The sequence below is a fragment of the Paracoccus sp. (in: a-proteobacteria) genome (genome assembly GCF_035556475.1).
GTDB lineage: Bacteria > Pseudomonadota > Alphaproteobacteria > Rhodobacterales > Rhodobacteraceae > Paracoccus.
In genome coordinates, this window is sequence record NZ_DATMFA010000044.1 from 1 (window position 1) to 17,500 (window position 17,500).

Sequence of the window (17,500 nt, forward strand, 5' to 3'; positions counted from 1 at the left end):
GCGGCGCTGTCGATGATCCCGACCTCGACCGGTGCGGCGAAGGCCGTGGGTCTGGTGCTGCCGGAACTGAAGGGCCGTCTGGACGGCGTCGCGATCCGCGTGCCGACCCCGAACGTCTCGGTCGTCGACCTGGTCTTCGAAGCTTCGCGCGACACCTCGGTCGAGGAAATCAACGCCGCGATCAAGGCTGCCGCCGATGGCCCGCTGAAAGGCATCCTCGGCTATACCGAGGAGCCGCTGGTCTCGTCCGACTTCAACCACGACCCGCACAGCTCGGTCTTCCACATGGACCAGACCAAGGTGATGGAAGGCAAGCTCTGCCGCATCCTGACCTGGTATGACAACGAATGGGGTTTCTCGAACCGCATGTCGGATACCGCCGTCGCGATGGGCAAGCTGATCTGAAGATCACTGCCCCGGAAATGACGAACGCGCCCCTGGGAGACCTGGGGCGCGTTTCGCATTGGTGCAGCGGGCTCGCCCGCCTGCGATCAGGGTTTCTTGCTGGACAGCCGCTTCACATTGGCCTTGGTGCGACGGCGATAGGGACGCAAAGCCGCCTGCATCACCCTGTCGGCGCGCTCGCCACGACCGGCGGCCTGCAACGCGGCCAGCATCGCCTCGGATGCGGCATCGGCCTTCTCGACCACCATGCGCGTCGGCTCGGCCGCGTCCTGCCGCATCAGGCCCATCATTCCGGCCGTGCGCATGGCAATGACCATCTGCGCCTCCCAGGCCATGCGGGCCATCTGCTGCCACAGCAGCCAGGGCGTGCGCATCGCGAACGGGTCCATTTTGCCATAACCCATTCTCAACTCCGTTTACTTGATTAACAGGCCCGACAGGCTGCACCCCGGGAAACGCTTTGCCAACCCATTCCTTTCGCCAAGGGCCGTCGGCTATTCCCATGCACCGGCCTCCGGTATAGAGGGAGGCCATGATCAGCACCCTCACGCTTCGACGCCCCGATGACTGGCACCTGCATCTTCGCGATGGCGCGATGCTGGCCGCAGTTGCAGCATATTCCAGCGGTTTTGGCCGGGCCATCATCATGCCCAATCTGGTCCCGCCGGTCGTGACCGGGGCCGATGCCGCCGCCTATCGCAGCCGCATCCTCGCCGCGCTGCCGCAAGATGTGACGTTGCGTCCATTGATGACGCTCTACCTGACCGAGGCGACCGATCCCGCCGATGTCGTGGCCGCGCATCGCGACGGAATCATCTCGGCGGTCAAGCTCTACCCGGCAGGTGCGACGACGAACTCGGCCTCCGGCGTGCGCGATTTCGACAAGGTCCGCCCGGTGCTCGAGGCAATGGCCGAGGCTGGGATCCCGCTCTGCACCCATGGCGAGGTGACCGACCCGGAAGTCGACATCTTCGACCGCGAGGCCGTCTTCATCGACCGCGTGTTGGATCCGGTCCGCCGCGTCACGCCCGGCCTGCGCGTGGTGATGGAGCATATCACCACCTCGGACGGCGTCGATTACGTCAGCAGCCAGTCCGACATGGGCGCGACGATCACCACCCATCATCTGGTGATCAACCGCAACCATATCCTCGTCGGTGGCATCAAGCCGCATTACTACTGCCTGCCGGTCGCCAAGCGCGAAAGCCACCGCCTCGCGCTGCGCAAGGCGGCGACCTCGGGCGATGCGCGCTTCTTCCTCGGCACCGACTCGGCACCCCACCCCGACAGCGCCAAGGAATCGGCTTGCGGCTGCGCCGGTTGCTTCACCGCCCCGAACACCATGTCGATCCTCGCGCAGGTCTTCGAGGAGGAAGGCGCCCTTGACCGGCTCGAAGGCTTCACCTCGCTCCATGGCGCGGCCTTCTACGGCCTCCCCGCGAATGAGGACACGATCCGCCTCGTTCGCCGCGACACGCCGGCAATCTATCCGACCCATATCCCGGCCGCGGACGAGACCGTCACCGTCTTCGATCCCGGCTTCCCGCTCCATTGGCATGTCGAGGATCCCGCATGACCCTGCCCTTCCCCCCGCGCGAGGAGATCGCGCGCCTGACCGCCCGGATGCTGCTCGAGATCAAGGCCGTCCATTTCAACGCGGCCGAGCCCTATACCTACGCCTCCGGCCTGAAGGGTCCGACCTATATCGACTGCCGCAAGCTGATCTCCTATCCGCGCATCCGTTCGACGCTGATGGATTTCCTGTCAGCGACGGTGCTGCGCGACGCGGGCTTCGATGCCTTCGACAATATCGCGGGCGGCGAAACCGCGGGCATCCCCTTCGCCGCACTGGTCGCCGAACGGCTGGAACTGCCGATGACCTATGTGCGCAAGAAGCCGAAAGGCTACGGCCGCAATGCCCGCATCGAAGGCGCCATGACCGAAGGCCAGCGCGTGCTGCTGGTCGAGGACCTGACCACCGATGGCGGCTCGAAGCTGAGCTTCGTCGATGCGATCCGCGAGACCGGCGCGACCTGCGCCCATACAGCGGTCATCTTCTATTACGGCATCTTCCCCGAGACGACCGAGCGCCTCGCCGATCACGGCGTCGCGCTCCATTACCTCTGCACCTGGTGGGACGTGCTGGCGGAAGCAAAGGAGCAGGGCTTCTACGACGAAGCGACCCTCTCGGAAGTCGAGAGCTTCCTCAAGGATCCCCGCGCCTGGCAGGCCGCCCATCCCTGAGATCCGGTATCGAATGGCAGCGCCCCTCCCGGCCGAAAGGCCGCTTGGGTATTTGTGAAACGGTGAAAACCCGCTCGCTGCGCCTGCTATTCACCGTTTTCCTAAATACCCAAGTCGCCACCCTTGCCATTCGCGCGAGGGTGGCATTTCATCCACAGCATATCCACAGGATATCCAGATGGACCGACGGTCCTCCAGGATGGATAAGTGGACATCGAGTCGAACATCCGGAGCATTCTTAGGGATGAGCGAGCTACGCGCCGTCGAAATCAGGAACCCGAGTCAGATCGCCGAGGCGGCAGCAAGCCAGGCGGTCCCTTTCTCGATCGAGGCCGAACAGCAATTGCTGGGCGCGCTTCTGACCAATAACGAGGTCTATGACCATGTCTCGCGGATCATCCAGCCGCGGCATTTCTACGATCCCGTGCATCGGCGCATCTACGAGATCTCGATAGAGCGCATCGCCAAGAACGCATTGGCAAGCCCGGTGACAATCAAGGCCTTCATGGAAAGCGATGCGGGGCTGAAGGAACTGGGCGGGCCGGCCTATCTCGCGCGGCTTGCCGGGGCGGCGATCTCCTCTCATGCTGCGCGCGACTACGCCCAGATGATCCGCGAATTCGCGCTGCGCCGCGACCTGATCTCGCTTGGGCAGGACATTTCCTCGCGCGCCTCGACGGTCTCGGTGTCGGATTCGGCCGAGGACCAGATCAAGGAAGCCGAGCAGACGCTCTACAAGCTGGGCGAGCAGGGCGTGGCCGAGCGCGGCTTCCAGAGCTTCCTCTCCGCCGTCAGCGGTGCCCTGACCGCGGCCAATGCCGCCTTCAGCCGGGGCGGCGGGCTTTCGGGGGTTTCCACCGGGCTGGTCGATCTTGATGGCAAGATGGGCGGGTTGAACCGCTCGGACCTGATCATCCTTGCCGGCCGGCCCTCGATGGGGAAGACCTCGCTTGCGACGAACATCGCCTTCAACGTCGCCAAGGTCCATCGCTTGGGCGATCTGCCCGATGGCAGCCATGGCACGGTCGCGGGCGGCGTCGTCGGCTTCTTCAGCCTCGAGATGTCGGCCGAACAGCTTGCCGCGAGGATTCTTTCCGAAGCGGCCGAGGTGCCGAGCGAAGCCATCCGTCGCGGCGACATGACCGAGGACGAGTTCCGCCGTTTCGTCAAGGCGGCGCATGACCTGCAGAACTGCCCGCTCTATATCGACGACACACCCGCCCTGCCGATCAACCAGCTTGCCGCCCGCGCGCGCAAGCTGAAGCGGACCATGGGCCTCGACGTGCTGATCGTCGACTATCTCCAGCTTCTGCGCGCCGCCACCGCCAAGGACAGCCGCGTCAACGAGGTGAGCGAGATCACCCAAGGGTTGAAGGCCATCGCCAAGGAACTGGACATCCCGGTCATCGCGCTGTCGCAGCTGTCCCGGCAGGTCGAAAGCCGCGAGGACAAGCGGCCGCAGCTTTCCGACCTGCGCGAATCCGGCTCGATCGAGCAGGACGCCGATATCGTGATGTTCGTCTTCCGCGAGGAATATTACCGCGAGCGCGAGAAGCCCGCCGACCACGAGCTCGACAAGATGGCCGCCTGGCAGCAGATCATGGAATCCTGCCATGGCAAGGCCGAGGTGATCATCGGCAAGCAGCGCCACGGGCCGATCGGCACCGTCGAGCTGAGCTTCGAGGGCCGCTTCACCCGCTTCGGCAATCTCGAGAAGCATCGCAGCTGGGATCGCTCGGAATGAGCCTGCCGGTGCCGGTCACGACCATCGGCCTGCTGCTCGCCTCGAATGTCTTCATGACCTTCGCCTGGTATGGGCACCTGAAGTTCAAGGCAGCGCCGCTTTTCGCGGTGGTGCTGGTCAGCTGGGGCATCGCCTTTTTCGAGTATCTGCTGCAGGTGCCGGCGAACCGCATCGGCTATGGCCATTTCAACGCCGCCCAGCTCAAGACCATACAGGAGGTGATCAGCCTCTCGGTCTTCGTGATCTTCTCGTGGCTCTATCTGGGCGAGCGGATCACCTGGAACGTCATGCTGGGTTTCGCGCTGATCTGCCTCGGTGCCTTCTTCATCTTCACGAAATTCGGCGATTCCCCGGCTCCGCATGAGGCACCGCCATACAATCAGCCGGTTGCCATTCGCGCCGACACGCGCGAATAGAAGGAAATGAAATCCGAACATGACCCGGCCGCGCGGCGGCCAAGCCTGATCACACTGGTGTCGATCACCGCTGCGGGTGCGCTGGCGATGAACATCTTCCTGCCGTCGCTGCCCGGAATGGCGCGCGATTTCGGCGTGGATTATGCCGTCATGCAGCTTTCGGTTTCAGCCTTCCTCGCGGTCAGCGCCTGCGTGCAGCTGCTCAGCGGGCCGATCAGCGACGCTTTGGGGCGCCGGCCGGTCATCCTGTTTTCCTTCGGGGTCTTCCTTCTAGCCACGGTCGGCACATTGCTTGCGCCAACGGCGGGGTGGTTCCTGTTCTTCCGCATGATCCAGGCGATTGTCACGGCGGGCTTCGTCCTCAGCCGTGCCGTGGTGCGCGACATCGTCCCGGCCGAGAATGCGGCCAGCATGATCGGCTATGTCACCATGGGCATGTCGCTGATCCCGATGATCGCGCCGACCATCGGCGGGGTGCTCGACGAAAGCTTCGGCTGGCGGGCAAGCTTCGTGACCATGGCCATCGCCGGAGGCGTGGTGTTCGTGGTCTGCTGGTTCACCCTGCCGGAGACCGCGCGCGGCGTCGGGACACCCTTGCGCCAGCAGATCGAGACCTATCCGGTCCTCGCCCGCTCGCAGCGTTTCTGGGGCTATGCTCTGGCCGCGACGCTCAGCGCCGGGGCGTTCTATGCCTATCTCGGCGGCGCGCCTTTCGTCGGGCAGACGGTCCTGCATCTGGGCCCGGCCGAGGTCGGCTATTGGTTCGCCGCTCCCTCGATCGGCTATGCGCTGGGGAACTTCCTTTCTGCCCGCTATTCGACGCTGATCGGCATGAACAGGATGATCCTGGCCGGGTCGATCATCGGGACATTGCCACTCGCCCTCGCGCTGGTGATCGACTGGATCGGCGGGCAATCCCCCCTTGTTTTCTTCGGCTCGGTCGCCTTCATGGGCTTGGGGAACGGCCTCCTGCTGCCGAATGCCAATGCCGGGATGATGAGCGTGCGGCCCGAGCTTGCCGGCACCGCCAGCGGACTTGGCGGCGCGATGGCGGTGGCGGGCGGCGCGGGCCTTGCCGCGCTGGCGGGGGCCTTCCTCCATGATGACGCGGGGGCGGGGCCGCTCCTCATCATCATGGTCGTGGTATCGGCGGGGGCGATCCTTTCCACGCTCTGGGTCATCCGGCGCGAGCGGCAGGTGCTGTCGCAAGGCTGATCCGGCTTGCGACACCCGCTTTGCAAAGCGTAGAACGCATTTGCAAAGGGAGGGCGCCATGGGAATCCAGAAAATCTATGCCGGTGTCGCCCTGCGTGAGACGCGGGGCCGGGCCGGCCTGACGCAGCGCGCCTTCGCCGACCGGCTCGGCGTGTCCCTGCCCTACCTCTCGCAGATGGAGAACAACCACCGCCCCGTCTCAGCGGGGGTGCTGCTGCGCCTTGCGTCCGAGTTTTCCGTGGATCTCGGGGCGATGGCGGTCGGCGATGCCGAACGCATGGTCGTCGACATGGTCGAGGCGCTGGCGGACCCGCTGTTTGACGCACCGCCGTCGCAGGCCGACCTGCGGCTGGCGGCGACCAATGCGCCGACGCTGGTGCGCGCCTTCCTCGACCTCTACCGCGCCCATCGCGAGGGGCAGGAGCGTCTGGCCGCGATCGACGAGGCCATCGGCGCGGGCGGCCAGAACGCCACCCCCTCGCCGTGGGAGGAGGTGCGCGACTTCTTCCATTACTGCGACAACTATATCGACGCCGTGGATCGCGCGGCCGAGCATTTCGCCCGCAGCACCCCTGCCCCCGACCCATTGACCCGCGCCATTTCGGCGCTTGGCGCGCGCGGGATCGAGGTGCGGCTGGCGGAACTCGGCAGCGGCGCGGTCTATCTGCGCGAGGGGAACGGCATCACGCTGAATGCCGCCGCCGACCCGCCGACACAGGCCTTCCAGCTTCTTCACCTGCTGGCCCTCGAGACCCGCGGCGACCTGCTGGAGGCGACGCTGGAACTGGCACGCTTCCGCAGCCGGGCAGCGCGCGACATCGCCCGGCTGGGCCTTGCCAATTACTTCGCCGGGGCAGCGATGATGCCCTATCGCGCCTTTCTTGCCGCCGCCCGGGCCGAGCGCCACGATCTGGAGCGGCTTGCCCATCTTTTCCACGCCTCGCTCGAACAGGTCGCGCACCGGCTCTCGACCCTTCAGCGCGGCGGCGACCGGGGCGTGCCGTTCTTTTTCGTGCGCGTCGATCAGGCCGGAACCATCACCAAGCGGCATTCGGCGACAAGGATGCAATTCGCCCGTTTCGGCGGCGCCTGCCCGCTCTGGAACGTGCATCAGGCTTTCGAGACGCCGGGCCGCTTCCTGCGCCAGCTTGCCGAGACGCCCGACGGCAAGCGCTACCTGCTACTTGCCCGCGATGTCTCGAAACATGCCGGGGCCTTCGGCGCCCCGGTGCGCCGCTTTGCCATCGGTCTCGGCTGCGAGGTCGGCCATGCGCGCGAGCTTGTCTATTCCGACGGGCTCGACCTCGGGAACCCGAACCTGTTCGAGCCGATCGGCGTCTCCTGCCGGATCTGCCCGCGCCCGGCTTGCCACCAGCGATCGGTCCCGCCGATCGACCGCGCCATCCGAATCCCGCAGGACCGGCAAGGCCCCTTACCCTATGAGATCGCCTGAGGGGCCGCAGAACGCATTTCCAGCAATCCGGTTCCCGTGATCACATCGCCAGAAGGTGAAATGACGCGCGCGAAAGCGCGCAAATCCCGCCCCACTGCCCGATGTGGAGGCAGAGTCCCCGGCCTGCGCCGTCCGACACCCTTTCGCGCCTCGATCTGGTAGCAACCGGAATATTCCGGTTGCGGGTCAGCAGATTGCGCCGAACACCTGCCGCAGCCCGCCCGGACTTGCCCCGGCGTCACGAAATTGGCAAGAGCGGAGTTTCACCAGTTGACTGCCTTCTGGTCGGCGTCAATCCGCCCACAAACAATGCACAAATTTCGCCAATGTTGCGCTTTGAGCACAGGTCGGATTTATGAGTGCCAAGCAATCGGCCACCTCTGCTCGGCGGGCCGCAACGCAATAGAAATGGACAGGGACATTGCGCATTACTCAGGGTCTGAATTCGGTCCTTGGCCGCTGGCTGCCAGAACAGCGGCTTTTCCTGAAATCCGACGATTCCACACGGTTCATCAGGCTCGGCCCGACGACGCAACTGATCGCGCTGGGGGGGACTGCCATCGTCCTCGGCTGGACCATCATCGCAAGCTCCGTCCTTGCCATCGACGCCATCAGCACTCACGGTTCGCGCGACCATGCCAAACGCGCGCAAGGCGCGTTCGAGGCGCGGCTCGCCGAACTCTCGGACGAGCGTGACGCCCGCGCCGCCGAGGCGCTGGCCGCCCAGAACCGCTATACGGTCGCGCTGGACCATGTCTCGCAGATGCAGTCGCACCTGCTGGAATCCGAAGCCCGCCGCCGCGAGCTGGAAACCGGCATCGGGGCGGTGCAAGCCAGCCTTCAATCCGCGATCAAGGACCGCGCCACCGACGAGCAGGCGGCCGGGGCCGAGGCCGGCGCCGGGCCCGAGCGCACCGCCGAATTGCAGGCCGCATTCGATATCCTGTCGACCGAATTGAAGAAATCCGCCGGCGATCGGGCCGAGGCCGTCAAGGTCGCCGACGATGCCCGCCGCACCGCCGAGGCCGCGACCCTCGAGCGCGACCAGATCATCGCCCGCAATGACGAGATCCTGACCCAGATCGAGGATGCGGTCAGCATCTCGGTCGAGCCGTTCGACGAGATGTTCCGCAATGTCGGCATGGACCCGGACGAGGTGCTGAGCACCATCCGCCGCGGCTATTCCGGCGAGGGCGGGCCGCTCAATCCGGTCAGCTATTCCTCCAGCGGCAATGCCGAGATCAGCCAGCGCGAAGCCAAGGCGCAGGAGATCATGATCACGCTGGACGAGATGAACAGCTATCGTATCGCCGCCGAGAAGATGCCGCTGGCCATGCCGGTCAAATCGGCCTTCCGCTATACCTCGCCCTTCGGCCGCCGCTGGGGCCGCGCGCATGAGGGGGTGGACATGGCCGCCCCGGTCGGCACGCCGGTCTATGCCACCGGCGAGGGCACCGTGATCTTTGCCGGCTGGCAAAGCGGCTACGGCAACCTCATCAAGGTCCAGCACGAGTTGGGCACCGAAACCCGCTTTGGCCACCTGTCCAAGATTAAGGTCAAGGTCGGGCAAAAAGTGTCGCGTGGCAGCCTGATCGGTGCTATGGGCAATACCGGCAGGTCGACCGGTCCGCACCTTCACTACGAAGTCCGGGTGAAAGGCCGCGCCGTGAATCCCATGACCTTCATCAAGGCAGCCCAAAATGTTTTCTAAGACGCGTGTGACAGAACCCGGCCCGAGGACCCAGCCTGCACCCGAGCCCACCGAAACCCCGCGCAGCTTTGACACCACTTACGACGTGCCTGCCTCGCCCGCGGCGGCGCGCACCCGGACCGCGCCTTCGGTGCTGTCGCCGGATCTGACTGTCACCGGAAACATTCGCACCCAGGGCGACATCCAGATCGAGGGCACCGTCGAAGGCGACATCCGCGCCCATCTGCTGACCGTCGGCGAAACCGCCACCATCCGGGGCGAGATCGTCGCCGAAGAGGTCGTGGTCAACGGCCGCGTCATCGGTCGCGTGCGCGGCCTCAAGGTCCGCCTGACCGCGACCGCGAAGGTCGAAGGCGACATCATCCACAAGACCATCGCGATCGAATCCGGCGCGCATTTCGAAGGTTCGGTGCAGCGGCAGGAAGACCCGCTTGCGAATGGCCCGACGCCGAAACTGGCGGCCCCGGCGCCCGCCAAGGCCGTCGAGGCGGAATAACCCCTCCCCCCCTTCGGACGAAACAGGAAAGCGGCCCGTGAGGCCGCTTTTTTCGTGTCCGGTCAGTCCTCGTCGCCCGGCCCGGGATCGGGGGCCGGATCAGGCATCGGCGGCCGGTCGGGATCGGGGATGGGCAGCGGCTCGCGCGGATCTGGGATCATCTCGGGAAACTCCTTGCCGTGAACCCTTGAGGGCAGCGGATCTAGGCCGAATAGCGCGCGACCAGCGCGTCCTTGACGGCAAGCGGCACGAATTTCGACACGTCGCCGCCCAGCCGCGCGATTTCCTTGACCAGCTTCGATGCAATGGCCTGCCGGCGCGCATCAGCCATCAGAAAGACCGTCTCGATACTGGCATCGAGGGCGCGGTTCATGCCGACCATCTGGAACTCGTATTCGAAATCCGCCACGGCGCGCAGCCCGCGTACGATGACCGTCGCACCGACATCGCGGGCGCAATCAATCAGCAGGTTCTCGAACGGATGAACCAGAACCTCGCCGCCGACGCGGGCGGTGATCGCGGCGCATTCCCTGCGCACCATCTCGACCCGCTCGTCCAGCGAGAAGAGCGGCCCCTTGTCGCGGTTGATCGCGACGCCGATGACCAGCCGGTCCACGAGAGCCAGAGCCCGCTGAATAATGTCAAGATGACCCAGCGTGATCGGGTCGAAAGTTCCAGGATACAACCCGATGCGCATGATCTGCCCTTCTCCTCAGCGGACGGGCACAACGAACAGGTTTTGTTCGCCAAATGCAAGGGGGGGATGGCCGGCGCCCGGCGCCGTTCAGTTCCCCATGATCATGCCGGTCAGGGCTTCCTTCTCGGCATTCAGCTCCTTCAGCCGGGCCGAAACGGCATCCCCGATCGACACCAGACCGATCATCGCCCCGGTCTCGTCCACGACCGGCAGGTGGCGGAAGCGGCCATTCGTCATGCGTTCCAGGATTTCGAGCGCGTCGTCTCCGGTCGTGCAGGTCATCAGCTTGCGGGTCATCAGCTCGCCGATCGCGAGGTCCAGCACGGCGGGGCCGCGCTTGCCAAGTTCGCGCACGATGTCACGTTCGGAGAGGATTCCATAGGGGATGCTGCCGTCGTCGGAAACCACGACCGCACCGATGCGCTTTTCCGACAGCAGCTTGGCGGCATCGGCCACGCTGGCGGTCGAGGCGATGGTATAGACCTCGCCCACGGATTTCATCGACAGGATCTGCTTAACGAGCATTGCGGTTCCTCCTAGGCTGGCAAAAAGCTGCCTTCTTTCAGCGTTGCCACAAGCCGCGTCCTCGTCAAGTAGGCTGTTGTGGGGAGGCGTCGTCTTCGAGAAGTGCTTGCAAACGTACAACCTCGACACGAATTTCCTGCCCCAGCGCATCGGCCAGCCGGTTCATCCGCTCGGACCGGCGGTCGTCCTCGTGCCGGATCAACCAGAAGCTGCGGGTCAGCGAAATCTCGGCGGTCAGCAGGCGGCGGACGCCGGGGCAGAAGGGGATCGCGAAGTCATGGACGATCCCCAGCCCCGCCCCCGCCCGGATCGCCTGCATCTGGACCGAAACCGAGTTCGAGGTCAGCTGAGCCCATTCCGCGCCGGTCACGGGCAGATAGTCCAGCTCGCGGTCGAAGATCATGTCGGGGATATAGCCGATCATGCGATGACCCCGCAGATCCTCGCGCGAGCGGATCGCCGGGCGGCTGCGCAGATAATCGTCATGCCCGGCCAGATGCAGGTGATAGTCGGTCAGGCGCTGGACCACCAGCCGACCCGCCTGCGGGCGCGAGACGGCGATCGCCATATCGGCCTCGCGCCGGGACAGGTTGAAGACTCGCGGCAGGGCGACGATCTGGATCTCCAGCCCCGGATGGACCTCGCAAAGCCGGGCGCAGATCTGCGGCAGCAGGTAATTCGCGCAGCCATCCGGCGCGCCGATCCGAAGCTGCCCCGAAAGATCGCCCGGACCCGAGAGCGACTCGCCCGCGCCAGTCATCGCCGCCTCGGCCGCCTCGGCATGGGGCAGCAGCCGCTCGCCATCGGGGGCCAGCGCATAGCCCTGCGGCGTCTTGACGAACAGCTTCGCGCCAAGCGCCCCTTCCAGCCGCGCGATCCTGCGGCCCACGGTCGAGGCGTCGATCCCGAGGCGGCGCCCCGCCCCCGACAGGCTGTCCACCCGCGCCACCGCCAGAAAAATGCGTAGATCGTCCCAGTCCATTGCTCGACACCCTGCAAAAACGCAAAACGCTTTTGCCAGACTTTCCCTTTTTGCGGCAATGCTGCAAGCCTATGATCCGGGCAAACGCGAATCCCATGGGAGGCCGAGATGGAAGAACTGTGCCACTGGATCGACGGTAAAGAGGTCAAGGGAACCTCGGGCCGCTTCAGCGATGTCTATAACCCCGCGACCGGCGAAGTGCAGGCGCGCGTGCCTCTGGCCACCCCGGCCGAGCTTGACGCGGCCGTTGCCAGCGCCGCGCGCGCCCAGTTGGTCTGGGCCGCCACCAATCCGCAGCGCCGCGCGCGGGTGATGATGAAATTCGGCCAGCTGATCAACGAGAACATGGACATGCTGGCCGAGCTGGTCAGCCGCGAGCATGGCAAGACCCTGCCCGACGCGCGCGGCGACGTGCAGCGCGGGCTTGAGGTGATCGAGGTCTGCATGGGCGCGCCCGCCATGCTGAAGGGCGAGTTCACCGACAATGGCGGCCCCGGCATCGACCTTTATTCGATGCGCCAGCCGCTGGGCGTGGTCGCGGGCATCACCCCCTTCAACTTCCCGGCGATGATCCCGCTCTGGAAGATGGGCCCGGCGCTGGCCTCGGGCAACGCGATGATCCTGAAGCCGTCCGAGCGCGTGCCCTCGACCTCGATCGCGCTGGCGAAGCTCGCGCAGGAGGCCGGGCTGCCGGATGGCGTGCTGCAGGTGGTGAATGGCGACAAGGAAATCGTCGACGCGATCCTTGACCATCCGACCGTTCAGGCGGTGGGCTTCGTCGGTTCGACCCCGATCGCGCAATATATCTATGGCCGCGCCGCGAATAACGGCAAGCGCGCGCAATGCTTCGGCGGCGCCAAAAACCACATGCTGATCATGCCCGACGCCGATCTCGACAAGGCGGCGGATGCGCTGATCGGCGCGGGCTTCGGCGCGGCGGGCGAACGCTGCATGGCGATCTCGGTCGCGGTTCCGGTCGGCCAGAAGACCGCCGACGCGCTGATCGAACGTCTGGTCCCGCGCATCGAGAAGCTGAAGGTCGGCCCCTATACCGCCGGCGACGACGTGGATTTCGGCCCGGTCATCACCAAGGCCTCGCAGAACCGCATCAATGGCCTGATCGCCTCGGGCGTGGAACAGGGCGCGAAGCTGGTGGTCGACGGGCGCGGCCTGAAGATCCAGGGCTATGAGGACGGCTTCTTCTGCGGTCCGTCGCTGTTTGACAATGTCACCCGCGACATGGACATCTACAAGGAAGAGATCTTCGGCCCGGTCCTGACGACCGTGCGCGCCGAGACCTATGAGGACGCGCTGAACCTTGTCATCGACAACGAATATGGCAATGGCACCGCGATCTTCACCGCCGATGGCGACACCGCGCGCGACTTTGCCAGCCGCGTAAATGTCGGCATGGTCGGGATCAACTTCCCGATCCCGGTGCCGCTCAGCTACTATACCTTCGGTGGCTGGAAGAAATCGGCCTTCGGCGACCTGAACCAATATGGCCCGGACGCCTTCCGCTTCTACACCAAGACCAAGACGGTGACGGCCCGCTGGTTCTCGGGGATCAAGGAAGGCGCCAGCCTGAACTTCAAGGCGATGGACTGACCAAGGACAAGGCGGGGGCCACGGCCCTCGCCTTTCCTTTTGCGCGCGTGCAAAACTTGCGCAACATTTCCCGGTTCTAACCGGTCGCCAAACAACGAAAACCATGAGGGGGAGAGCATGGATTTCGCGCTGAGCGAAGAACAGCTTGCCATATTCGAGATGGCCCGCGATTTCGGGGCCGAGCATATCGCGCCCCATGCCCAAGGATGGGAGGAGGCGGGGACGATCCCGCGCGAGCTGTGGCAAAAGGCGGCGGAGTTGGGCTTCGGCGGGCTTTACGTCGATGAGGCGCATGGCGGTTCGGGCCTCTCGCGCCTCGACGGCACGCTGGTTTTCGAGACGCTGGCGATGTCCTGCCCCTCGGTCGCGGCCTTCCTGTCGATCCACAACATGTGCGGCGGCATGATCGACAAGTTCGGCTCGGACGAGGCGCGGGCGCGCTGGTTGCCCGATCTCTGCCGGATGGAGAAGGTGTTCTCCTATTGCCTGACCGAGCCGGGCTCGGGCTCCGACGCCGCCGCCCTGCGCACGCGGGCCGAGCGCACGAACGAGGGCTGGAGCCTCAATGGCACCAAGGCCTTCATCTCGGGCGGGGGCTATTCGGACGCCTATATCTGCATGGTCAGGACCGGACAGGAGGGGCCGAAGGGTATCTCGACGGTGGTGGTCGAAAGCGGCACGCCGGGTCTGAGCTACGGCGCGGCGGAACGCAAGATGGGCTGGAAGGCGCAGCCGACCTCGCAGGTGCAGTTCGACGATTGCCAGATCCCGGCCGAGAACCTTTTGGGCGAGGAAGGGCGCGGCTTTTCCTATGCCATGGCCGGGCTGGATGGTGGGCGGCTGAACATCTCGGCCGCGGCGCTGGGGGGCGCGCAGGCGGCGCTTGACGCGACGCTGCGCTATATGGGCGAGCGCCGGGCCTTCGGCCAGAGCCTCGATCAGTTCCAGGCGCTGCAGTTCCGGCTGGCCGAGATGGAGACGGCGCTGCAATCCTCGCGCATCTTCCTCAGGCAGGCGGCGTGGAAGCTGGACCAGCGCGCGCCCGACGCCAGCAAATTCTGCGCGATGGCGAAACTTCATGTCACCGACCGCGCATTCGAGGTCGCGAACCAGTGCCTGCAACTGCATGGCGGCTATGGCTACCTTGCCGATTACGGGATCGAGAAGATCGTGCGCGACCTGCGCGTCCACCAGATCCTTGAAGGGACCAATGAAATCATGCGCCTGATCATCAGCCGCGCCCTGCTGGCAGAGCGCGCGTAATGGCCGAAATCCTGATCCGCAAGGACCGCCGCGCCGGCCGCATCACCTTCGCCCGCCCGCAGGCGCTGAACGCCCTGAGCCACGAGATGGCCCTTGCCATCGACGCCGCCCTGCGGGACTGGGCCGAGGATGACGCGGTCGCGCTGGTGATCATCGACGCCGAGGGCGACCGCGCCTTCTGCGCCGGTGGCGACATCGCCGCCGTCTACCGCGCCGGGCTGGCGGGCGACCATCAGGTCGGGCGCGACTTCTTCCGCGACGAATACCGGATGAATGCCCGCATCGCGGAATATCCGAAGCCGATCGTCGCCTTCATGCAAGGCTTCGTGATGGGCGGCGGCGTCGGCGTCGGCGGCCATGCCAGCCATCGCATCGTCGGCGACAGCACCCGCATCGCCATGCCCGAGACCGGGATCGGGCTGATCCCGGATGTCGGCGGCAGCTGGCTGCTGGGCCATGCGCCGGGCCATACCGGCGAATATCTGGGCCTGACCGCCGGCCGGATCGGGCCGGGCGACGCGATCTTCACCGGATTCGCCGATACCTATCTGCCCGAGGCCGAATGGCCGGCGCTGATCGACCGCCTCGCCGAAACCGGCGATCCGGGCGGGATCGAGGGCCAACCCCGCCCCGCCGCGCCGCTGGAGACCACCGACCTGCAAGCCTTTGCCGGCCGCACGGTGGAGGAGATCATGGCGGCGCTGGCCGCGAAGGGGGATGAGGCGAGCCTTGCGGCGCTGCGCCGGAACTCTCCGCTCTCGATGGCGGCGACGCTTGCGCTGGTCCGCGCGGCGCGGAATGACCGCTCGGTGCGCGACAGCCTTGCGCGGGAATACCGCTTCACCTGGCGCGCCACGGCGGCGAGCGATTTTCTGGAAGGCGTGCGCGCCCAGATCATCGACAAGGACCGCGATCCGAAATGGAGCGCCCCCTCGGACGAGGCGGAGGTCAAGCGGATGCTCGGACCGCTCGAGGGCGCGGAAATGCTTTGGGAGGAATGCGAATGAAGATCGGTTTCATCGGTCTGGGAAACATGGGCGCGCCCATGGCCCTGAACCTTGCCCGCGCGGGGCATGAGGTCACCGGATACGATCCCGTCGCGGCCCCGCCCGAGGGGATCGCGCCGGCGGCAAGCGCTGTCGCCGCCGCCGAAGGGGCCGAGGTCGTCATCACCATGCTGCCGAATGGCGCGATCCTGCGCAGCGTCGCGGCCGAGGTGATCCCGGCCATGATGCCCGGCGCGGTGCTGTGCGACTGCTCGACCGTCGATGTCGAAAGCGCGCGCAGCGTTGCCGCCGCCGCCAGCGAGGCGGAGCTTGGCGCGCTCGATGCCCCGGTTTCCGGCGGGATCGGCGGCGCGGCGGCAGGCACGCTGACCTTCATGGTCGGCGGCAGCCCCGATGCCTTCGAAAAGGTCGCGCCGCTTTTCGACATCATGGGCCAGAAGGCGGTCCATTGCGGGGATTGGGGCGCGGGCCAGGCCGCGAAGATCTGCAACAACATGATCCTCGGCGCGACCATGATCGCGACCTGCGAGGCCTTCGCCCTGGCCGACAAGCTGGGGCTGGACCGGCAAAAGATGTTCGACGTGGTCTCGACCTCCTCGGGCTATAGCTGGTCGATGAACGCCTATTGCCCGGCACCAGGCGTGGGTCCGACCTCGCCCGCCGACAATGACTACAAGCCGGGCTTCGCGGCGGAGTTGATGCTGAAGGATCTTCGCCTGAGCCAGCAGGCCGCCGAAGCCGTGGACGCCGCGACCCCGATGGGCGAGCTGGCCTGCCGGCTCTATGCCGATTTCGTCGAAGTGGGCGACGGCAGGGGCCGCGATTTCTCGGCCATGCTGCCAAGATTGTCGGGAATGGGCCGAAAGCCCGCCTGATGCATCAAAGCCACGGATCCCCTGCCCTCGCACAAAACCGCGTGAGGGCGGGGATCCGGTGAGCGAAGTCAGCCGTTGAGCCCCAAACAAGCCGAAGCGCGATTAACGCTTTGGCAAGGCGCAGGCTCCAGGCTGACAGGACCATGAAGACCCGGATCAGAAGATATGCCATTACCGCTGGACTGGCGCTTGCCGCCGCCACGATGGCCTTTGCACAGCATCTCGACCTGGCCGGCGGCGAGGAACGGGCGGCGGTCGGGCATCTGGTCAGGCAGCAGAGCCATCTGATCCGCGTCGGCGATCCGGTCGATAACGCGCGGCTGCATACCGTCAGCCGGCCGGGGCTCTACGGCATCGGCGATGCCCCTGCCGGCAGCCGCTATGGGGTGATCGACGGCGCGCTGATCCGCTATGACAGCAAGACCATGCAAATCCTCTCGGTGATCCGGCAGGTGGATTTCATTCCCGATTGATCAACCTTGAAGCAGGGCGCGGGCCGCCTCCTGCGCGGCGGCGGTCACTTCCTCGCCGGCGAGCATCCGGGCGATTTCCTGCACCCTCTCGTCCGGGCCAAGGGCCGCGACGCGCGAGGTCGTCATGCCCTGATCCACCGATTTCGCAACGCGGAAATGATGCCCGCCCAAGGCCGCGACCTGCGGGCTGTGGGTCACGACCAGAACCTGCGCCGCCTCGGACAGCCGGGCGAGCCTGCGGCCCACCGCATCGGCCGTGGCACCGCCGACACCGCGGTCGATCTCGTCAAAGATCAGCACCAGCGAGTCATTGCCGCGGGCGAGGCAGACCTTCAGCGCCAGCAGAAAACGCGACAACTCGCCGCCCGAGGCGATGCGGTCCAGCG

General features: G+C 65.9%; 16 protein-coding genes and 3 pseudogenes. 14 read left to right on the top strand and 5 right to left on the bottom strand.

Features of this window, described 5'->3' with window-relative positions:
- Positions 1-405 (top strand): annotated as a pseudogene (locus VNQ78_RS05425) (erythrose-4-phosphate dehydrogenase); the annotation flags it as partial.
- An 86-nt stretch (positions 406-491) separates the two neighbouring features.
- On the opposite strand, the gene VNQ78_RS05430 reads toward VNQ78_RS05425, so the two are convergent.
- On the bottom strand, positions 492-809 hold the full coding sequence (locus VNQ78_RS05430; RefSeq protein WP_325687387.1) for an antibiotic ABC transporter: 318 nt from the start codon (positions 807-809) through the stop codon (positions 492-494).
- A 128-nt stretch (positions 810-937) separates the two neighbouring features.
- On the opposite strand from VNQ78_RS05430, the gene pyrC reads away from it, so the two are divergent.
- From pyrC to VNQ78_RS05470, 8 genes and pseudogenes are all read left to right on the top strand, one after another.
- Positions 938-1,981, top strand: a complete 1,044-nt coding sequence (gene pyrC / locus VNQ78_RS05435; RefSeq protein WP_325687389.1) for a dihydroorotase — start codon at positions 938-940, stop codon at positions 1,979-1,981.
- Entirely contained in the window at positions 1,978-2,649 is a 672-nt protein-coding gene (locus VNQ78_RS05440) for an orotate phosphoribosyltransferase (protein ID WP_325687391.1), read from the top strand. Before pyrC ends, VNQ78_RS05440 begins: the two co-directional genes overlap by 4 nt.
- A gap of 244 nt (positions 2,650-2,893) precedes the next feature.
- Positions 2,894-4,393 carry a replicative DNA helicase gene (locus VNQ78_RS05445; RefSeq protein WP_325687393.1) on the top strand — a complete coding sequence of 500 codons (1,500 nt, stop codon included), beginning with the start codon at positions 2,894-2,896 and terminating at the stop codon, positions 4,391-4,393.
- A pseudogene (locus VNQ78_RS05450) lies at positions 4,390-4,725 on the top strand (DMT family protein); the annotation flags it as partial. The gene VNQ78_RS05445 and the pseudogene VNQ78_RS05450, both read left to right, overlap by 4 nt.
- Before the next feature lie 90 nt (positions 4,726-4,815).
- Positions 4,816-6,024, top strand: a complete 1,209-nt coding sequence (locus VNQ78_RS05455) for a multidrug effflux MFS transporter (protein ID WP_325687395.1) — start codon at positions 4,816-4,818, stop codon at positions 6,022-6,024.
- A 58-nt stretch (positions 6,025-6,082) separates the two neighbouring features.
- Positions 6,083-7,477 carry a helix-turn-helix domain-containing protein gene (locus VNQ78_RS05460; protein WP_325687397.1) on the top strand — a complete coding sequence of 465 codons (1,395 nt, stop codon included), beginning with the start codon at positions 6,083-6,085 and terminating at the stop codon, positions 7,475-7,477.
- A 421-nt stretch (positions 7,478-7,898) separates the two neighbouring features.
- Positions 7,899-9,188 carry a DUF5930 domain-containing protein gene (locus VNQ78_RS05465; RefSeq protein ID WP_325687399.1) on the top strand — a complete coding sequence of 430 codons (1,290 nt, stop codon included), beginning with the start codon at positions 7,899-7,901 and terminating at the stop codon, positions 9,186-9,188.
- A complete protein-coding gene (locus VNQ78_RS05470; RefSeq protein ID WP_325687401.1) occupies positions 9,178-9,684 on the top strand; it encodes a polymer-forming cytoskeletal protein in 507 nt (168 codons plus the stop codon). Before VNQ78_RS05465 ends, VNQ78_RS05470 begins: the two co-directional genes overlap by 11 nt.
- 202 nt (positions 9,685-9,886) lie before the next feature.
- Here VNQ78_RS05470 and coaD read toward each other — a convergent pair whose 3' ends face one another.
- The 3 genes from coaD to VNQ78_RS05485 all read right to left on the bottom strand — a co-directional run bounded on the left by coaD (position 9,887) and on the right by VNQ78_RS05485 (position 11,888).
- Entirely contained in the window at positions 9,887-10,381 is a 495-nt protein-coding gene (gene coaD, locus VNQ78_RS05475) for a pantetheine-phosphate adenylyltransferase (protein ID WP_325687403.1), read from the bottom strand.
- Positions 10,382-10,468: 87 nt separating this feature from the next.
- Positions 10,469-10,906, bottom strand: coding sequence for a CBS domain-containing protein (locus VNQ78_RS05480; RefSeq protein WP_325687405.1), 438 nt, complete (start codon positions 10,904-10,906; stop codon positions 10,469-10,471).
- A gap of 64 nt (positions 10,907-10,970) precedes the next feature.
- Entirely contained in the window at positions 10,971-11,888 is a 918-nt protein-coding gene (locus tag VNQ78_RS05485; RefSeq protein WP_325687407.1) for a LysR family transcriptional regulator, read from the bottom strand.
- 108 nt (positions 11,889-11,996) lie between these two features.
- Between VNQ78_RS05485 and VNQ78_RS05490 the strand changes: the two genes are divergently transcribed.
- From VNQ78_RS05490 to VNQ78_RS05510, 5 genes are all read left to right on the top strand, one after another.
- Positions 11,997-13,496, top strand: coding sequence for a CoA-acylating methylmalonate-semialdehyde dehydrogenase (locus VNQ78_RS05490; protein ID WP_325687409.1), 1,500 nt, complete (start codon positions 11,997-11,999; stop codon positions 13,494-13,496).
- A gap of 117 nt (positions 13,497-13,613) precedes the next feature.
- Complete coding sequence (locus VNQ78_RS05495; protein ID WP_325687411.1) at positions 13,614-14,759, top strand: acyl-CoA dehydrogenase family protein; 1,146 nt, start codon at positions 13,614-13,616, stop codon at positions 14,757-14,759.
- Entirely contained in the window at positions 14,759-15,766 is a 1,008-nt protein-coding gene (locus VNQ78_RS05500) for an enoyl-CoA hydratase/isomerase family protein (RefSeq protein WP_325687413.1), read from the top strand. Before VNQ78_RS05495 ends, VNQ78_RS05500 begins: the two co-directional genes overlap by 1 nt.
- A complete protein-coding gene (mmsB, locus tag VNQ78_RS05505; protein WP_325687415.1) occupies positions 15,763-16,641 on the top strand; it encodes a 3-hydroxyisobutyrate dehydrogenase in 879 nt (292 codons plus the stop codon). Before VNQ78_RS05500 ends, mmsB begins: the two co-directional genes overlap by 4 nt.
- A 143-nt stretch (positions 16,642-16,784) precedes the next feature.
- Complete coding sequence (locus VNQ78_RS05510) at positions 16,785-17,114, top strand: hypothetical protein (RefSeq protein WP_325687417.1); 330 nt, start codon at positions 16,785-16,787, stop codon at positions 17,112-17,114.
- Here VNQ78_RS05510 and VNQ78_RS05515 read toward each other — a convergent pair.
- Positions 17,115-17,500: pseudogene (locus VNQ78_RS05515) on the bottom strand (DNA repair protein RecN); the annotation flags it as partial. It abuts the gene before it with no gap.